General features: G+C 72.8%; 12 protein-coding genes. 8 read left to right on the top strand and 4 right to left on the bottom strand.

The window, feature by feature from the left end; all coding sequences use genetic code 11:
* The first annotated feature begins 330 nt into the window (after positions 1-330).
* Positions 331-1,548: an Nramp family divalent metal transporter gene (locus PZ894_RS19370; protein WP_275747344.1), complete on the top strand. Its 1,218-nt coding sequence runs from the start codon at positions 331-333 to the stop codon at positions 1,546-1,548.
* Between the two features lie 3 nt (positions 1,549-1,551).
* Here the strand turns inward: PZ894_RS19370 and PZ894_RS19365 are convergent, their stop codons facing one another.
* The gene (locus PZ894_RS19365; protein ID WP_275747342.1) at positions 1,552-3,231 is read right to left on the bottom strand and encodes a phospholipid carrier-dependent glycosyltransferase; all 1,680 of its coding nucleotides are present in this window, start codon (positions 3,229-3,231) and stop codon (positions 1,552-1,554) included.
* Between the two features lie 18 nt (positions 3,232-3,249).
* Between PZ894_RS19365 and rsmI the strand changes: the two genes are divergently transcribed.
* Genes rsmI through PZ894_RS19350 form a run of 3 tightly spaced genes read left to right on the top strand, consistent with a single transcriptional unit; the run spans position 3,250 to position 5,841 of the window.
* On the top strand, positions 3,250-4,116 hold the full coding sequence (rsmI, locus tag PZ894_RS19360; protein WP_275747340.1) for a 16S rRNA (cytidine(1402)-2'-O)-methyltransferase: 867 nt from the start codon (positions 3,250-3,252) through the stop codon (positions 4,114-4,116).
* Complete coding sequence (locus PZ894_RS19355) at positions 4,113-4,967, top strand: alpha/beta fold hydrolase (RefSeq protein WP_275747338.1); 855 nt, start codon at positions 4,113-4,115, stop codon at positions 4,965-4,967. The genes rsmI and PZ894_RS19355 overlap by 4 nt, the downstream gene beginning before the upstream one ends.
* A gap of 49 nt (positions 4,968-5,016) precedes the next feature.
* Positions 5,017-5,841: a TatD family hydrolase gene (locus PZ894_RS19350; protein WP_275747336.1), complete on the top strand. Its 825-nt coding sequence runs from the start codon at positions 5,017-5,019 to the stop codon at positions 5,839-5,841.
* Between the two features lie 109 nt (positions 5,842-5,950).
* On the opposite strand, the gene PZ894_RS19345 is transcribed toward PZ894_RS19350, so the two are convergent.
* Complete coding sequence (locus PZ894_RS19345) at positions 5,951-7,219, bottom strand: alpha/beta hydrolase domain-containing protein (RefSeq protein WP_275747334.1); 1,269 nt, start codon at positions 7,217-7,219, stop codon at positions 5,951-5,953.
* Between the two features lie 245 nt (positions 7,220-7,464).
* Here PZ894_RS19345 and PZ894_RS19340 point away from each other — a divergent pair, with 245 nt between their 5' ends.
* Positions 7,465-8,607, top strand: coding sequence for a resuscitation-promoting factor (locus PZ894_RS19340; protein WP_275747332.1), 1,143 nt, complete (start codon positions 7,465-7,467; stop codon positions 8,605-8,607).
* A 9-nt stretch (positions 8,608-8,616) separates the two neighbouring features.
* On the opposite strand, the gene PZ894_RS19335 is transcribed toward PZ894_RS19340, so the two are convergent.
* Positions 8,617-9,756: a hypothetical protein gene (locus tag PZ894_RS19335; protein ID WP_275747330.1), complete on the bottom strand. Its 1,140-nt coding sequence runs from the start codon at positions 9,754-9,756 to the stop codon at positions 8,617-8,619.
* A gap of 80 nt (positions 9,757-9,836) precedes the next feature.
* The gene (locus PZ894_RS19330) at positions 9,837-12,515 is read right to left on the bottom strand and encodes an immune inhibitor A domain-containing protein (protein ID WP_275747328.1); all 2,679 of its coding nucleotides are present in this window, start codon (positions 12,513-12,515) and stop codon (positions 9,837-9,839) included.
* A gap of 122 nt (positions 12,516-12,637) precedes the next feature.
* Here PZ894_RS19330 and rsmA point away from each other — a divergent pair, with 122 nt between their 5' ends.
* The 3 genes from rsmA to PZ894_RS19315 are packed head-to-tail and all read left to right on the top strand — an operon-like array spanning position 12,638 to position 16,216.
* Positions 12,638-13,513: a 16S rRNA (adenine(1518)-N(6)/adenine(1519)-N(6))-dimethyltransferase RsmA gene (gene rsmA, locus PZ894_RS19325; protein ID WP_275747327.1), complete on the top strand. Its 876-nt coding sequence runs from the start codon at positions 12,638-12,640 to the stop codon at positions 13,511-13,513.
* On the top strand, positions 13,510-14,412 hold the full coding sequence (locus tag PZ894_RS19320; protein WP_275747326.1) for a 4-(cytidine 5'-diphospho)-2-C-methyl-D-erythritol kinase: 903 nt from the start codon (positions 13,510-13,512) through the stop codon (positions 14,410-14,412). Before rsmA ends, PZ894_RS19320 begins: the two co-directional genes overlap by 4 nt.
* Positions 14,405-16,216 carry an ABC-F family ATP-binding cassette domain-containing protein gene (locus PZ894_RS19315; protein ID WP_275747324.1) on the top strand — a complete coding sequence of 604 codons (1,812 nt, stop codon included), beginning with the start codon at positions 14,405-14,407 and terminating at the stop codon, positions 16,214-16,216. Before PZ894_RS19320 ends, PZ894_RS19315 begins: the two co-directional genes overlap by 8 nt.
* The last annotated feature ends 62 nt before the right edge of the window (positions 16,217-16,278 follow it).

The raw sequence follows: 16,278 nt of genomic DNA, 5'->3' as shown, positions 1-16,278 counted from the left end.
CCTAGGAGCAGGAAGACGGTCGACCGGAGGGAGTTCGGGTGGCGCCGTCCATGGGCATTTCAGTGCGGATCTGAGGCCCGGATGTCAAGCACCATGGGACCTTTCGCGATCTCGACGGTACCCTTGACTCGCGGGATGAAAAGGGTTCGGGGCAAGAAAAAAGAAAATCTCCCCAATCCGATCGGTGGCCGGCTCCGAATACCAATCGTCGGAATATCGAAAGCCCCGCGACATCTCGTTGCGGCGCGGAAATGCGTCCTTTTCCGGCCCCATGAGAATGCCGCCCGAAATGCCGGGTAAGGGGGCGCTGTGTATCAGGAACGTCGACGAGTGCTCGTGCCGCCGCGGGTGCGACGGAGCCAGCCGACACTGCCGTTGCTCGGGCCGGCGTTCGTCACCGCGATCGCCTACGTCGACCCCGGCAACTTCGCGACCAACCTCAGCGCGGGTGCGTCGTACGGCTACCTGCTCGTCTGGGTGGTCGTCGCCAGCAACCTGATGGCGATGCTGATCCAGTACCTCTCGGCCAAGGCCGGGATCGCGACCGGGCTCAGCCTGCCGGCGCTGTGCCGCGTGCACCTCCCGCGGCCCGCCGCCCGGGCGCTGTGGGTCCAGGCGGAGCTGGTGGCGATCGCCACCGACCTGGCGGAGGTCGTCGGCGGCGCGATCGCGCTCAACCTCCTCTTCGGCACCCCGCTGGTGGTCGGCGGCACCATCACGGCCGTGGTCGCCTTCGCGCTGCTCGGGCTGAAGTCGCGCGGCCACCGACCGTACGAGGCGGCCATCACCGGGATGCTCGGCGTGATCCTGGTCGGCTTCGCCTACAACGTGCTGCTCGGCGCGCCGGAGCCTGCGGACGTCGCGGGCGGGCTGGTGCCGCGGTTCGACGGCGCCGGGTCGGTGCTGCTCGCGGCCGGCATGCTCGGCGCCACGGTCATGCCGCACGCGATCTACCTGCACAGCGGGCTGACCACCGACCGACACCCCTGCCGCACCGACGCGCAGCGCCAGCGCCTGCTGCGCGGTCAGCGCGTCGACGTCGTGGTGGCGATGACGCTGGCCGGACTCATGAACCTGGCCCTGCTGGTGATCGCGGCCAGCGTGCTGGGCGGCAGCGGCGCCGACACGATCGAGGCCGCACACGCGGCGCTCGGCCGGGTCGAGGGCGGCGGTACCGCCTTGCTCTTCGCGCTCGCCCTCCTCGCGTCCGGCTTCGCCGCGTCCAGCGTCGGGACCCTCTCGGGTCAGGTGGTGATGGAGGGCTTCCTCCGGCGGCGCGTGCCGCTCGTCGTGCGCCGGCTGAGCTCGCTCGCGCCCGCGATGCTGGTCCTCGCGCTCGGCGCCGATCCGACGCAGGCGCTGGTCGTCTCGCAGGTCGTGCTGTCCTTCGGCATCCCCTTCGCCCTGGTGCCGTTGATCGCCTTCACCCGGCGCCGGGACCTGATGGGGACCCTGGTCAACCGCCGTGCCACGACCGTCGTGGCGTCAGGGGCCGCGGCCGTGATCATCGCGCTCAACCTCACTCTCGTCGTGCTGACGATCGCCTAGACGCTAGATCCAGCGCGTGAACCAGATCCGGTCGAGCCACTCGCCGTGGGTGAGGAGCTGGTCGGTCCAGATCGGCCAGAACCACGCGAAGTTCATCAGCACCAGCACGAGGTAGGCGCCGGAGACGACGACGCCGGCGGTACGACGTCCGCTCGGCGCCGACGACGTGCCGAGCATCCGGCCGATCGCGAGCGTCAGCGCGAGCACCAGGAACGGCAGGGTGATCACCGCGTAGAAGGAGAAGATCGGCCGGTCGTCGTACTGCAGCCACGGCAGCCACGTCGACAGCGTCCCGACGACCGCGACCCCGAACCGCCAGTCGCGCGCGCCGACCCACATCGCCAGCGCGTAGAGGATCGCCAGGCAGCCTCCCCACCAGACCGCCGGCGAACCGAGCAGGAGCACCTGACGCAGGCAGTCGCTGCCAGTGGGCGCCTCGCAGCCCTGGGTCCCGGGCTGGATGTCGGTGTCCGCCGAGACGCCGACCGGCCGGTTCAGCAGCAGCCATCCGAGCGGCTTCGACGCGTAGGTGTGGGTGCTGTCGTTGAGGAAGTGGGTGTGGAACGCGTAGACGTCCTGGTGGTAGTACCAGAGCGACCGCAGCGACTGGGTGACCTCGCCGATCCCGCTCGCGTCCGGCTCGGTGCGGGTCGGCCAGTCCGCGCCGCCGCCGTGGTGGGTGTACTGCGTCGCCGACAGGTGCTCCTCGTAGGTGTCCGCGTGGATCAGCCAGCCCGTCCAGCTCGCGACGTACACGACTAGGGCGACCAGCACCAGCTGGACGAACGCGGGCACCCCGTCCACCACCGCGGAGCGCAGCACCGACGCGCGCACCCCGAACGAACGGCGGGCGCCGGCCGACCACAGCCAGACCAGGAGGCCGAACGCCGCGAGGGGATAGAGCGCCTCCCACTTCGTGCCGACGGCCAGGCCCCAGCAGACGCCGCCGACCAGCAGCCAGGGCCGCACGAGCAGGCCGCGGACCGGCCCCCACGACCCGCGGCCGCCGGAGTCCTCCGGCACCAGCCTCGCCATCCGGGCGCGGTGCCAGTCGCGGTCGGCGACGACGCAGTGGACACCGCAGAGGATGAAGAACGCCACGAAGATGTCGAGCAGCGCCAGCCGGGACAGCACGAAGTGCAGCCCGTCGAAGCACAGCAGCAGCCCGGCGATGCAGCCGAGCAGCGTCGACCCGGTCAGCCGGCGGGCGAGGCGGCACATCACCAGCACCATCAGCGCGCCGATCACCGCGGCGGAGACCCGCCAGCCGAAGGGGTCCATGCCGAAGGCCTTCTCGCCCAGCGCGATCAGCCACTTCCCGACCTCGGGGTGGACGATCATCTCCGGCGACGACTTCCACTGGTCCGCCGTCTGGCCGTCGAGGATGTGGTCGTTGGCCTTCTCCACCCAGTCGCGCGCGTAGCCGAAGTGAAGGAGGGACCACGCGTCCTTGGCGTAGTACGTCTCGTCGAACTCGAACGCATGCGGCTTGCCGAGGTGCCACAGCCGCAGGAACAGCGCGAGCACCGCGACGGCGATGCCGCCCGCCCACCCGATGACCGGGTCCTCGCCGCGGATGCGCGAGCGCGCCCGCTGCCAGGCGGACGGCACCGGGCGCCCGGCCGAGTCGCGCGACAGCCCGACACGCGCCGTCGGCGGCTCCGGAGGCGCGGCGCTGGTCACGATGGAAGACTCTAGGTCGTGTCCTTCACCGACGACGCGACGTCCGGCGTACTCGTGCTGGCGGCGACGCCGATCGGGCAGGTCGGCGACGCGCCACCTCGCCTGGCGCACGAGCTGGCCACGGCCGACGTGGTCGCCGCCGAGGACACGCGCCGGCTCAAGCGGCTCACCACCGACCTGGGCGTGACGGTCACCGGGCGGGTCGTGTCCTACTTCGAGGGCAACGAGTCGGCCCGCACCCCGGCGCTGCTGGAGGCGCTGCTGGCGGGCGACCGCGTGCTGCTCGTCACCGACGCCGGGATGCCGAGCGTCTCCGACCCCGGCTACCGCCTCGTGGCGGCCGCCGTCGAGCAGGACGTGCCGGTGACCGCCGTGCCCGGACCGTCGGCGGTCCTCACGGCCCTCGCGGTCAGCGGGCTGCCCGTCGACAGGTTCTGCTTCGAGGGCTTCCTCCCGCGCAAGGCCGGCGAGCGCTCGCGCCGGCTGTCCGACCTCGCGACCGAGCAGCGCACGATGGTCTTCTTCGAGGCGCCGCACCGGACCGCCGTCGCGCTCGCCGCGATGGCGGAGGCGTTCGGCGAAGATCGCGCCGCCGCGGTCTGCCGTGAGCTGACCAAGACCCATGAGGAGGTACGCCGCGGGTCGCTCGCGGACCTGGTCGCCTGGGCCGGCGACGGCGTCCGCGGCGAGGTCACCATCGTCGTGTCGGGCGCCGAGCCGGCCGCCGAGATCGGGTCCGACCCCGCCAGCCTGCTCGCCGCCGTCGCCGAGCTCGAGGCGGAGGGCGTCCGTCGCAAGGAGGCCATCGTCGAGGTGGCACGGCGCGCCGGCGTACCCAAGCGGGAGGTCTACAACCTCGTCCACGGGGGAGAAGGCTCATCATGAACGAGCAGCGGATCCGCGTCCTGCACCACGCCGGCCTCAGCTTCGACGTCCTCGACGACGGGCCCGTCGACGGCAAGCCGATCGTGCTGCTGCACGGCTTCCCCGAGCGCAGCACGACGTGGCGCCAGGTGGCGCCGCTGCTGCACGAGGCCGGCCTGCGCACGTTCGCGCTGGACCAGCGCGGCTACTCGCCGGGTGCCCGGCCGCGGCGGCGGCGCGACTACCGGATGCAACACCTCGCCTCCGACGTCGTCGCGCTCGTCGACCGGATCGGCGGCCCGGTGCACCTGGCGGGCCACGACTGGGGGTCCGCGGTCGGCTGGACGGTCGCGATGCGCCGACCCGACCTGGTGCGCAGCTGGACCGCGATCTCGGTGCCGCACCCCGCGGCGTTCGTGCGCGCCATGAGGACGACGAGCCAGCGCCGGAGGTCGCGCTACATGGCGCTCTTCAACCTGCCGCTGCTGCCCGAGCTCACCGCGCGGCGGCCGGGCGGCCGCTTCGACCGGAGCATGCGCCTGTCGGGCATGACCGCCGCGGAGGTCGAGCGGTTCCGCCGCGAGATCGTGGAGTACGGCGCGCTGCCGCACGCGCTCGGCTGGTACCGCGCGATGCCGCTGGTGAAGCCCGGCTCGACCGACCACCTCGTGCGGGTGCCGACGACGCTGCTCTGGAGCGACCGCGACATCGCCATCACCCGTGTCGGGGTCGACGCCACCGCCGACTGGGTGGATGCGCCGTACCAGCTCGTCGAGCTCTCGGGCGTCAGCCACTGGATCCCCACCCAGGCCCCGGACGACTGCGCGGCGGCGATCATCGAGCGCGTCGTTGCCTCCGAGGTCGGTGCGTGAGCGCCCGAAACGGTGGATCTCCCACCGCCCACCGGACGGCCGGAGTCCCATGACTCGCCCCGGAGCACCCGAGCCGCTGCCGCACCCGGTGGTCGACAACCACTGCCACCTCGACGTCGCCCGCGGCGACGATCCCGCCGTCCCGGTCGCCGAGGCGCTGGCGGCGGCCACCGCCACCGGCGTCCCGCGGATCGTGCAGATCGGCTGCGACCTGCCGGGCGCGCGCTGGGCGGTCGAGGCGGCCGCGACGTACGACGCCCTCGTCGCCGGCGTCGCCCTGCATCCCAACGAGGCGCCCCGGCTGGACTCGCTCGACGACGCCCTGGCCGAGATCGAGGCGCTCGCCTCGGCGCACGACAAGGTGCGCGCGGTCGGGGAGACCGGGCTGGACTTCTTCCGCACCGGCGAGGAGGGGCGGGCGGTGCAGGAGGAGTCGTTCCGCCGACACATCGACCTCGCCCGGCGACTGGACAAGACGCTGGTCATCCACGACCGCGACGCCCACGACGCCGTCCTGCGCGTGCTCGACGACGAGGGTGCGCCGGAACGGTGGGTGATGCACTGCTTCTCCGGGGACGCCGGCTTCGCGCGGGCGTGCCTGGAGCGCGGTGCCTTCCTCTCCTTCGCCGGCACGGTGACCTTCCGCAACGCCCAACCGCTCCGCGAGGCCCTCGCGGTCACTCCCCGGGACCGGGTGCTGGTCGAGACCGACGCGCCGTACCTCACCCCCGTGCCGCACCGCGGCCGCACCAACGGCTCCTACCTCGTGCCCCTCACCGTGCGCGCCATGGCGGAGGTCCGCGGCGACGACCTCGGAGCGCTGTGCGCGGCGATCGACGCGAACACGGAGGCGGCGTTCGGAGGCGGCTGGTGAGGCCGGTGCAGGGAACCCACGAATGCAACCAGGAATACCCGGTGCACCGGGTATTGCCGCGCTTCTCGGGCAATGCACCCCCGGAGAAGCGCAGGCGTTGCCAGAGAAGCTACCCCGGCAGCGCCGCGGAACGCGCCTCCGCCAGGACTGCGTCCCGGTCGTCGGGCAGCACGAAGCCGGCGGCGATGGCGGCGTCCGTGGCGGCGGTGTACGCCGCCAGGTACTCCTCGGGGGACGCGTACGCCGGGTGGGCCAAGGGCAGGGTGCGCCCGAACAGCTCGCACAGCGGCGACGCGCCAGGGGCGGCGAACCCGGACAGCACCTCGGCCGGCGCATCCACGACCGGCGTCCGGACGCCGCCGCGTGCGTTGCCGTGCTCGTCCAGGTCCAGCCGGCCGCCGACGACCTCGAGCGGCGGCGCGCTGGGCGCGGGGGTGCCGTCGCGCACCCAAGACTCCAGCCATCGCAGCGCCGCGCGCACGACGTACACCTGCTGACCGCGGTTGACCGGGTCGGGACAGGCGAGGAACGACTCGAACTCGCCGATCTGCCACTTGTCCGCGTGGGCGGTGCCCGCCACCTCCCAGACCCGGAGCCACGCGTGGTCGGGCTGTCGGGCGGCTGCCCAGCCGAAGTAGCCGAAGAGGTCGGTCTCGGTCTGCACCACGATCACCGGCACCCCGACGTCGTCCCGCACGCGTACGGCGGGTTCGGCCCGCGCGCCCAGGTCGACCCCGCGCCCGGGCTCGCCCGGCGGCATGCCGGCACCGCCGCGGCTGTGCACGAGGAACCCGTCGAACGGGTGGTCGCGGACCCGGTCGAGGTAGCTTGTGAGCGCGAACGCCGACTGCGACTCGCCGACGGCGAGCACGCAGGTCGCGCGGAGGTCCGCGGCCAGCCCACGCGCGACCTGCGTGTAGATGTCCAGGCAGTAGGCGTCGCCCGGGTGGACGAGGTCGCCGTACCGCTGCGGATCGAGCTCGGTCAGGCCGCGGCCCGCGAGGTCGCCGGTCGGCACGGCCGGCACGCCGCCGTGGACTCCGTTGTACTGCGCCGAGACGCCGGCCCAGGTGTGCCCGCGGCGGACGACCTCCTCGGCGAGGTAGTTCCAGTCCGGGGTCGCGTCCTGGCCGCTGCTGACGTTCAGCCACTCCACGACCAGGGTTCCGCTGCCCGAGGTCGCTGGGCGGCGGACGGCGACCCGCGTGGCGAACGGCGCGTCGGGGTGATCGCCGGTGGAACGGGCCGTGCCGCCTGCTCGATGCTCCTCCTCGACGTACCCCCGCCCGAGCAGGTCGGGACCGGCGATCGAGGGGATCAACGAGATGCCGTTTCCGCAGGTCAGGGGGGTGAAGTCCGCACGCTCGCCCGTGGTCACCTCGCGACTCTAGCGGCGGGAGGGCACTGAGACACCGCTCACGATCCGCACAAATTGTGGAAGTTCGGTTTGCAATCACCGCGCTTGTGCGATGGTCTGGATGACCGAAAGCCGGGATCGGGACCCGATCTGACCGGTGCAGGGGTGGCCGCCGCAGGCCCACCACCGAGACGGTCCCCGTCTGGCGGGGAGCGTGTCGCTCGCACCGGCACCCGAGACCCGGAGAGCACGACGTTCGGAGAGACGTGCCCGACAACGAGCACACCAGCCGGTTCCGCCGCCTCACCACCAGCCGACCCCTGATGATCGCCACCGCCGCGGTCGCGGTCCTCGCGGTCGCCGGCAGCACGTGGGGCTACAGCGCACTCAGCAAGTCCGTGACCCTCACCCTCGACGGTCAGTCCGAGGACGTCAGCGCCTTCGGCGGCACCGTCGGCGACGTGCTCGAGGCGCAGGGCGTCGAGGTCAGCGACCGCGACGAGGTCGCGCCGGAGCTCGACGAGGAGATCACCGACGGGACCCGCATCTCGGTCCACTTCGCCCGGCCGTTCGAGCTCAACGTCGACGGCGAGAGCACGACCCACTGGGTCACCGCGACCACGGTCGCCGGAGCGCTCGACCAGGTCGGCAAGCGGTACGGCGAGGCCGACCTGTCCGCGAGCCGCGGTGGCACCGTCGACCGCGACGGCATGACGCTCGACGTCGTCACGCCCAAGAGCCTCACCGTCGAGGTCGCCGACCGCAAGCCGGTCAAGCGCACGCTCACCGCGCTCACCGTCGAGGACGCCCTCGACGAGCTCGGCGTCACGGTCCGCAAGCACGACCGCACCCAGCCTGCTGCCGACCACGTGCTCGAGGACGGCGATCGGCTCGTCTTCACGAAGGTCCGCATCGCGGAGAAGCACGTCGACGGCGAGCGCATCCCGTTCGGCACCGTCGAGCGCGAGGACGGCTCGATGTACGAGGGCGAGGACTCCGTCGTCCGCGAGGGCCGCCACGGCCTGCGCGACGTCACCTACCGCATCGTCTACAAGAACGGCGAGGTCGCCGAGCGCACCGTGCTGCGGCAGGACGTGAAGCGCGCGGCGGTCGACGAGATCGTCCGGATCGGCACCAAGGCTCCGGCCGTGAACTTCGCGGGCGGCAACACCGTCTGGGACCGCCTCGCGCAGTGCGAGTCCGGCGGCAACTGGGCCATCAACACCGGCAACGGCTACTACGGCGGCCTCCAGTTCAGCCTCGGCACATGGCATGCGCACGGCGGCAGCGGCCTGCCGAGCAACGCCAGCCGGGAGACGCAGATCGCGATCGCGACGAAGGTCCGCGACGCCGCGGGCGGGTACGGCGCCTGGCCGGCGTGCTCGGCCAGCCTGGGCCTGCCGCGCTGACCTCCCGGCTCAGCGCAGCCGGATCCTGATGGTTCGGCTGGCGTGGGCGAAGCCGCGCTTGCCGGGGTAGACGACGCGGAGCCGCTGGCTGCCCTCGTGCTTCTTGCGGGGCAGCCACAGCGACGTCCGGCCCCGGGTCAGGCGCTCCTTGCCCAGCGACCTGCCGGCGTAGCCGACCCTGACCTTGCCCGGCACCGCCGGCCCGGGTGAGACGGCGCGGATGACGACGGCCACCCGCCGGCCGGCCCGCGCCTTGCCCACCTTGATCCGCAACCGCACCGGCGCGGGCGCGACGACCGGTGACTGCGCGGAGACGCTGCCCGGCGCATAGCCGGTGCTGGTGAGCGTCTCGGTCACCGTCACGCGCGACCGCACGTCTCGGACCGCCACGACGTACGACCGCCCCCGCGCGACCTCGACGCCGTCGACCGACCAGGCATACCTCGACCTCCCGGGCGCCGACCAGGTGCCGCCGGTGACCTTGAGCCTCGCCCCGACCCGCGCCCTGCCCGAGATCGCGGGGCGGCCGAACGCCGTCGGCGCCGGTCCGAGCGCGACCGGCGCGGTGTCGAAGGCGAGGAACGTGGGCGCGTAGCCGTTGCTGGAGAAGCGCTGGGTCAGCCGGACGACCTTGCCCAGGTCGGCGGGTCGCATCGTGTAGGACCGGCCGGTGTCGACCCGGGCGCCGTCGATCGTCCACGTCAACGTCGTGACGCCCTTGACGGGGAACCTCGCCTTGGTCGTGACCAGCGTCGACCCGACCTCCGACGCGCCGGTGACGGACAAGGGGCGCGTTGGTGTGGGCGGGTCGCCCTCGACCACGATGGCGCTGTCGGCCTCGGCGGGGCTGCGCTCGGTGCTGCCGTCAGGAGTGAAGGCCTCGCGGAGGGTGATCACCTGACCCAGACGAGCCCGCCCGACCCGGTACGTGGGGCCCTTCCCCACCCAGTCCTCGCCGACGTACCACGCGAACGTGGAGCTGCCGGGCACCGGCCAGGTCGCGCCTCGAGCCGCGAGCGTCATGCCCACCTTGGGGGTGCCGGTGATCGCGGGCTGGGTCGTCGGCACGACCGCCTGCGCCGTCGGCACCACGAGCAGCGGAAGGGCGCCGGCCGCGACCACGCAGACCGCCGCGACGGCACGTCTCATCAGGTCTCGCACCGACCCATGAGAACACAGCAGAGGGGCCCGGGTACGGCGTACCGGGGCCCCTCCGGCATGGGACGGGCTCAGCGGCGCCCGCGGCCGCGCGACACGGCGACGCCGTCGGTGATCGCGTCCGTCGCGGTGTAGCCCTGCTTCGACCCCGTGAAGCTGGCCGACACGGTGTGCCCCGCGTCGGCACGGGTGAGCCGGTGGAGCAGTCCGCGGGCTCCAGAGATCGGGCGCCCGTCGCGCAGCCACGTCACCGTGGTCGACACTCCCCGCTGGAACCAGGCGGGTGGCAGCGCCACGAGCAGGTCGCCGGCGTCGTCGCCGCCCAGCAACCTGGGCCGGGAGGTCGCGGCGACGAACCGCTTGCCGATCCGGACCACCATGCGGCCGGCGCGCTCATCCGACGAGACGACCTGGATCTGGGTCCCGACCCCTGCGACCTCCGTGGAGAGTGCCAGGCCGGCGGGGCCGCCGGAGTCGTCGAGGTAGGCCGATCGATCGTGGTCCTCGAAGACCGGCACGCTCCGGCCGCCTGCCACGAGCAGGCGCATCCCTCCGTTGGCGTCGGTCGACAGTCGCAGGCCGGTCCTCCTGTCGACGTCGAACGTCGAGTCGAAGGTCTGCAGCCGGCCCTCCGCGAGCGCGACGGGTGCGCCGCGTCGACTCCTCCACACCTGGTTCTGCGGGGTGGCATCGACCGGCAGGTCGACGCCACCTCCCGGGTGCACGCTGGTGTCGTTGTCGCTGTAGAAGCCGTTGTGGTACCAGACCAGCAGCCCGTCCTGGTAGTCGAAGTGGTCGACCCGGTTCGGGTCGGCGGGATCGGTCGCGGCGTAGGGGCCGGTCGCCAGTGTCCGGTCGTAGCCGCGGTACTGACGGTTCTCGGCGACGTAGTACTGCGGGTAGCTGACGTCGTACGTGCCGCCGGAGACGGCGTACACGTCGGACAGCTGCCAGTCGTCGGCGGTGGTGAACGTCGTCCGGTAGCCGCCGACGGCCAGGTCGTCGACCGCGAGCCCCCAGCCGTGGGTCCGGCCGTCGGTGAGGTAGAGCCACCGGAGATCCACGCCGGACCCTGCCCACGGCGACAGGTCCGCGGTCAGGTCGACCCAGCCGTCGCTGACGCCGGTGATCCCGTGCCCGAGGTTCTGTCCGTGCGGGTCCTCGTCGGTGGACAGGCTGGTGGGGACGAACTCCCACGTCTCGCCACCGTCGGTGGAGACCTGGAGGTAGGCGTAGTCGAAGCCGGGCTCGATCTCGTGGGCGACCCGAGCGGTCAGGGTCGCGTCGCCGCTCGGCACCGTGACGGCCGGACCGCGGGCGGTCGCCAGCAGCCCGTCCGCGCCCGCGGTCTGGAGGTAGGCGCCATCGCTGCTGTCGGGCATCGACCCGTCCAGCGTCCGGGTGCCGTCGGGCAGGTCCACGAGCACGGCCTGGGCACCCGTGGTGGTCGCGTGGTACGACGGGCCCAGGACCACCTCGCGGGGTCGCGCCGCCAGGCCGTCGACCGTCACGAGGTCGTCGGCGCCGTACCAGCCCAGGAAGAGCTTCTCGGTGGCGCCCATCTGGTTCGGGGTGGTGCCGACGTCGCCGCGACCGTGGCCCAGCCACGACCCGGAGCTCATCAGGTTCCAGAAGCCGGTGCCGTTGTCCGGATCCTCGCTCTGGGAGTCGTAGTAGTCGGGCAACCCGAGATCGTGCCCGAACTCGTGGGCGAAGACGCCAAGTCCGCCGTTCTCGGGCTCGGTCGTGTAGTCGAAGATCCAGTAGCCGGTGTCGCCGATCTCGACGCCGCCCTGCGGCCCGCACGCGCTGCAGTCCGCCCGCGGGGTGGGACCGTCGACGCCGTAGCCGGCGATGTTGGCGGCCCAGCGGTGCGACCAGATCGACCAGGCGGGTCCGTAGGCCTCCTCGCCGACACCCGCGTGGATCGCCTGGAAGTGGTCGATGTAGCCGTCCGGCTCCGTGTGGTCGCCGTCGCCGTCGGCGTCGTAGCGGTCCCACACGTCGAAACGGGCCAGGTAGTCGCCGATCCTCTCCGGCGACCCGCCCGCAGCGCGCTGCGCGTCGTACCACGCGTCGGCAGAGTCGCGGATGAACGCGGTCATCTCGGGCTGGTTCTCGAAGCCGTCGGCGTCCGAGTAGTAGGACTCCGGGTGGTCGACCCGGATCCACTCGGACACGTCTCCCTGCAGGTCGAACCGTCCGCTGGACATCTCGTCGTACAGGTCGGCCATCGACTCACCGCCCTGGTCGGCGAGCCCGTCGAAGAACATGTCGTCGTAGTGAGCGCGGTCGAAGTCGCTCTTCCAGTACGTCGCGTTGTCCGCGCGGGACGGCTTCGGGATCTCGTTGCGCAGCGGGCCGGCGACCGGGAAGTCAGGGTTGGCGACGCCGGTCGGGTCGTCGCCGAACTCGACGAGGAAGGTGAGCAGCTGGGCGGTCTCGGTGGCCGGGTAGTCGACCTCGGTGCCGTCGCGCAGCTCGATGACGCGGTTGGGGCCGCGGCCGCGCAGGTCGGCCCGGCCGGTGGCGAGCTGGTCCACCGCCGAGCGGCGCAGGGCCCGACGCTCGACCTCGAGAGGGTGGCTGCGGTCGTGGCTGCGGACGGCCGCGGTCGGCAGGTCGTCGCCGCCGAGCAACGGCGCGTCCCGGATCGCGGTCGGTCCGTCGGGTTCGGCGAGGGCGGGCGCGGCGACCGGCAGCAGGGCGACGACGGCGAGGGCGCTCACGGCCGAGATGGCACGTCTCATCAAGGGGGTTCCTCCGATTCGATGCGGCCGAGCCCGCCACAGGTGGTGCTCGGACCCTAGCGACGTACGCCGCGCGCCGGGCGGAATCGGGTCGCCGCGCGGCGCTGACTACGCTGGCGACCATGTCCGAGACGTCCGCCCAGCCGCGCCTGCTCGGGCCGGCGGACGTGCGGGCGCTGGCAGCGCGGCTCGAGCTGCGGCCCACCAAGCAGCGCGGCCAGAACTTCGTGATTGACGCCAACACCGTGCGGCGGATCGTCCGCGAGTCGGGCGTCACCGACCGCGACGTCGTGGTCGAGATCGGGCCCGGCCTGGGCTCGCTGACCCTCGCGCTGCTCGAGGTCGCTGGCCGGGTGGTGGCCATCGAGGTGGACGACAGGCTCGCGTCGCTGCTGCCCGAGACGATCACGGCGTACGCGCCCGCGCAGGCCGAACGCTTCGAGGTGGTGCTCGCCGACGCGCTCCGGATCGAGGAGGTGCCGGGCCCGCCGCCGACGGCGCTGGTCGCCAACCTGCCCTACAACGTCTCCGTGCCCGTGCTGCTGCACCTGCTGGCCCTGCTGCCCTCGCTCGAGCGCGGGCTCGTGATGGTGCAGTCCGAGGTCGCCGACCGGCTCGCCGCCGAGCCGGGCTCGAAGGTCTACGGCATCCCGTCGGTGAAGGCCGCCTGGTTCGCCGAGGTACGCCGGGCGGGCGCGATCGGCCGCAACGTCTTCTGGCCCGCGCCGAACGTCGACTCCGGCCTGGTCGCCTGGACCCGCCGCGACCCGCCGACCACGACGGTGTCGCGCGAGCGGGTCTTCGACGTGGTCGACGCGGCGTTCGCCCAGCGGCGCAAGGCGCTGCGCGGGGCGCTGCGCGTGCTCGCACCCAGCGGGGCCGTCGACGCGGCGCTCAAGCAGGCGGGCGTCGAGCCGCTGGCGCGCGGGGAGACCCTGACCATCCACGACTTCGTCCGGATCGCCGAGGCGTTGCCGGGCATCGAGGAACCCGCATGAGTCTGACGGTCCGCGCACCGGCGAAGATCAACCTTCACCTCGGCGTGGGGGCCCCGCGCGCGGACGGCTTCCACCCGCTCACCAGCGTCTACCAGGCGGTGGGCGTCTACGACGACCTCACGTTCGCCGACGCCGACCGCTGGTCCGTCGACGTCGCGGTGTCGCCCTGGATGGACCGCACCCACGTCCCGCTGTCCGGCGACAACATCGTCGACCGCGCCGCCGCCCTGCTGGCGGCCCACCACGGGCTGGCCGTCAGCGGCGAGGTGTTCATCGACAAGGAGATCCCGGTGGCCGGCGGCATGGCGGGCGGGTCGGCCGACGCGGCCGCGGCGCTGGTCGGCCTCGACCGCCTCTGGGGCGCCGACACGTCGGATGCGGACCTGCTCGTGCTGGCGGCCCGGCTCGGCAGCGACGTGCCCTTCGCGCTCGTCGGCGGCACCGCCCTCGGCACCGGACGCGGCGAGATCGTCGAGCCCGTCGCCGACAACGGCACGTGGTGGTGGGTGCTGGTGCCGTCGCCGATCGGCATGTCGACCCCGGAGGTCTACCGCCACTTCGACCGGCTGTTCCCGGACGCGCCCGCCGTACCCCCGATGCCCGCGGCCCTCCTGGCCGCGCTCGAGGCGGCCGACCCGGACGCGCTCGCGGCGGCGCTGCACAACGACCTCCAGCCCGCCGCGCTCGACCTGCGGCCCGACCTGTCGAAGCTGATCGACCTCGGCGAGGGGGCCGGCGCCCTGCGCGGGGTCGTGACCGGGTCCGGCCCGACCTGCGTCTTCCTCTGCGAGTCCGCCGACGCCGCGCGCGCGGTCGCGGGAGAGCTGCGCGCCACCCACGACATCGTCCTCGTCACCACCGGTGCGGTGGCGGGCGCGCACACGGTGTCGTATGTCTAACCTGCTCAACCTCGAGCGCGTCTCCAAGTCGTACGGCGTCCGCCCTCTGCTCACCGACGTCTCGCTCGGCGTGTCCGCTGGCCAGCGCATCGGCATCGTCGGTCGCAACGGGGACGGCAAGACCACGCTGCTCGAGGTGATGACCGGGCTCGAGGAGCCTGACTCAGGGCGGGTCTCGCGCCAGCGCGGCCTGCTGATCGGCTACCTCCACCAGGGCGACCAGCTCGAGGACACCCACACCGTCCGCGAGGCCGTGCTCGGCGGTCGGTCCGACCACGAGTGGGCCGCCGACCCCCGCACCCGCGAGGTCGTCGACGTACTGCTGGCCGGGGTCGAGCTCGACCGGTCCGTGCTCGGGCTCTCCGGCGGCGAGCGCCGGCGCTGCTCGCTGGCCGCGTTGCTGCTCGACCGCCACGACCTCGTCGTACTCGACGAGCCGACCAACCACCTCGACGTCGAGGCGGTGGCGTGGCTCGCCCAGCACCTCGCCAACCGGCCCTCGGCGCTGGTCGTCGTCACCCACGACCGGTGGTTCCTCGACGCCGTGTGCCAGTGGACCTGGGAGGTCCACGACGGCGTCGTCGACGCCTACGAGGGCGGGTACGCCGCGTTCGTGCTCGCCAAGGCAGAGCGGCAGCGTCAGGCGGCGGCGTCGGAGGTGCGCCGGCAGAACCTCGTCCGCAAGGAGCTCGCCTGGCTGCGCCGCGGTGCGCCGGCCCGCACGTCGAAGCCGAAGTTCCGCATCGACGCCGCCAACACCCTGATCGAGGACGTGCCACCGCCGCGCGACCGTCTCGAGCTCCAGCAGTTCGCGACCCAGCGGCTCGGCAAGGACGTCATCGACGTCGAGGACGTCGACCTGGTGCGGGGCCCGCGCACGCTGCTCTCGCACGCCACCTGGCGGCTCGGCCCGGGTGACCGGGTCGGCATCGTCGGCGTCAACGGCGCCGGCAAGACCTCGGTGCTCGCGATGCTCGCCGGCGAGCTCGCGCCCACGGTCGGCCGGGTGAAGCACGGCCGCACGGTCGCACTCTCGCACCTCAGCCAGCAGTTGGACCCGGTGTCGCTCGGCGGCGGCGATCCCGACGGGCGGGTGCTGGACACCGTCGAGTCGATCCGCCGGGTCACCCGCACGGCCGACGGCGAGATCACCGCGACCGCGATGCTGGAGCGCTTCGGCTTCACCGGCGACCGCCTCACCGCCCGCATCGGCGACCTCTCCGGCGGCGAGCGTCGCCGCTTCCAGCTGCTCCGCCTGCTGCTCACCGAGCCCAACGTGCTGCTGCTCGACGAGCCCACCAACGACCTCGACATCGAGACCCTCAACGTCGTGGAGGACTTCCTCGACGGTTGGCCCGGCACCCTCGTCGTCGTCTCCCACGACCGCTACTTCCTCGAGCGGGTCACCGACTCCGTCTGGGCGCTCCTGGGCGACGGCCAGATCTCGATGCTTCCCCGGGGCGTCGACGAGTACCTCGAGCGTCGAGTCGGGACTTCCGGACACATGAGTCCGGACCTTTCTCCGGACTCAACCGTCAGAAGTCCCGATTCGACCACGTCGAAGGCCAAGGCCGGGAGTGCGGAGGAGCGGGCCGCCCGCAAGATCATCGCCCGCGTCGACCGGCAGCTGGAGCGGATCGCCGAGCAGGAGGCCGAGATCCACGCCCGGATCGAGGAGCTCTCGCCGCAGGCCGCGGAGCGCTACGAGGAGCTGGCCGCGCTCGCCGCCCGCCTCGACCTGCTCGCCAACGAGAAGGGCGAGCTCGAGCTGGAGTGGCTCGAGGCAGCCGAGGTGCTCGAGTAGCGCCGACCCGACGCCCGTGTGCGCGACAGGCCGCGGGCACTTCTCGGCCCGTCCCTGCGGTT

The organism is Nocardioides sp. YIM 152315 (assembly GCF_029210375.1).
In the GTDB taxonomy this organism is placed as follows: Bacteria; Actinomycetota; Actinomycetes; order Propionibacteriales; family Nocardioidaceae; genus Nocardioides.
Note: the sequence above shows the minus strand (reverse complement) of the source record. Positions and strands in the feature narration are given on the sequence as shown.

Coding starts and splice junctions, on each gene's coding strand:
- PZ894_RS19355 (WP_275747338.1), top strand. CDS start 4,113: ATGAACGAGCAGCGGATCCGCGTCCTGCACCACGCCGGCCTCAGCTTC.
- PZ894_RS19350 (WP_275747336.1), top strand. CDS start 5,017: ATGACTCGCCCCGGAGCACCCGAGCCGCTGCCGCACCCGGTGGTCGAC.
- PZ894_RS19335 (WP_275747330.1), bottom strand. CDS start 9,756: ATGAGACGTGCCGTCGCGGCGGTCTGCGTGGTCGCGGCCGGCGCCCTT.
- PZ894_RS19330 (WP_275747328.1), bottom strand. CDS start 12,515: ATGAGACGTGCCATCTCGGCCGTGAGCGCCCTCGCCGTCGTCGCCCTG.
- rsmA (WP_275747327.1), top strand. CDS start 12,638: ATGTCCGAGACGTCCGCCCAGCCGCGCCTGCTCGGGCCGGCGGACGTG.
- PZ894_RS19320 (WP_275747326.1), top strand. CDS start 13,510: ATGAGTCTGACGGTCCGCGCACCGGCGAAGATCAACCTTCACCTCGGC.
- PZ894_RS19315 (WP_275747324.1), top strand. CDS start 14,405: ATGTCTAACCTGCTCAACCTCGAGCGCGTCTCCAAGTCGTACGGCGTC.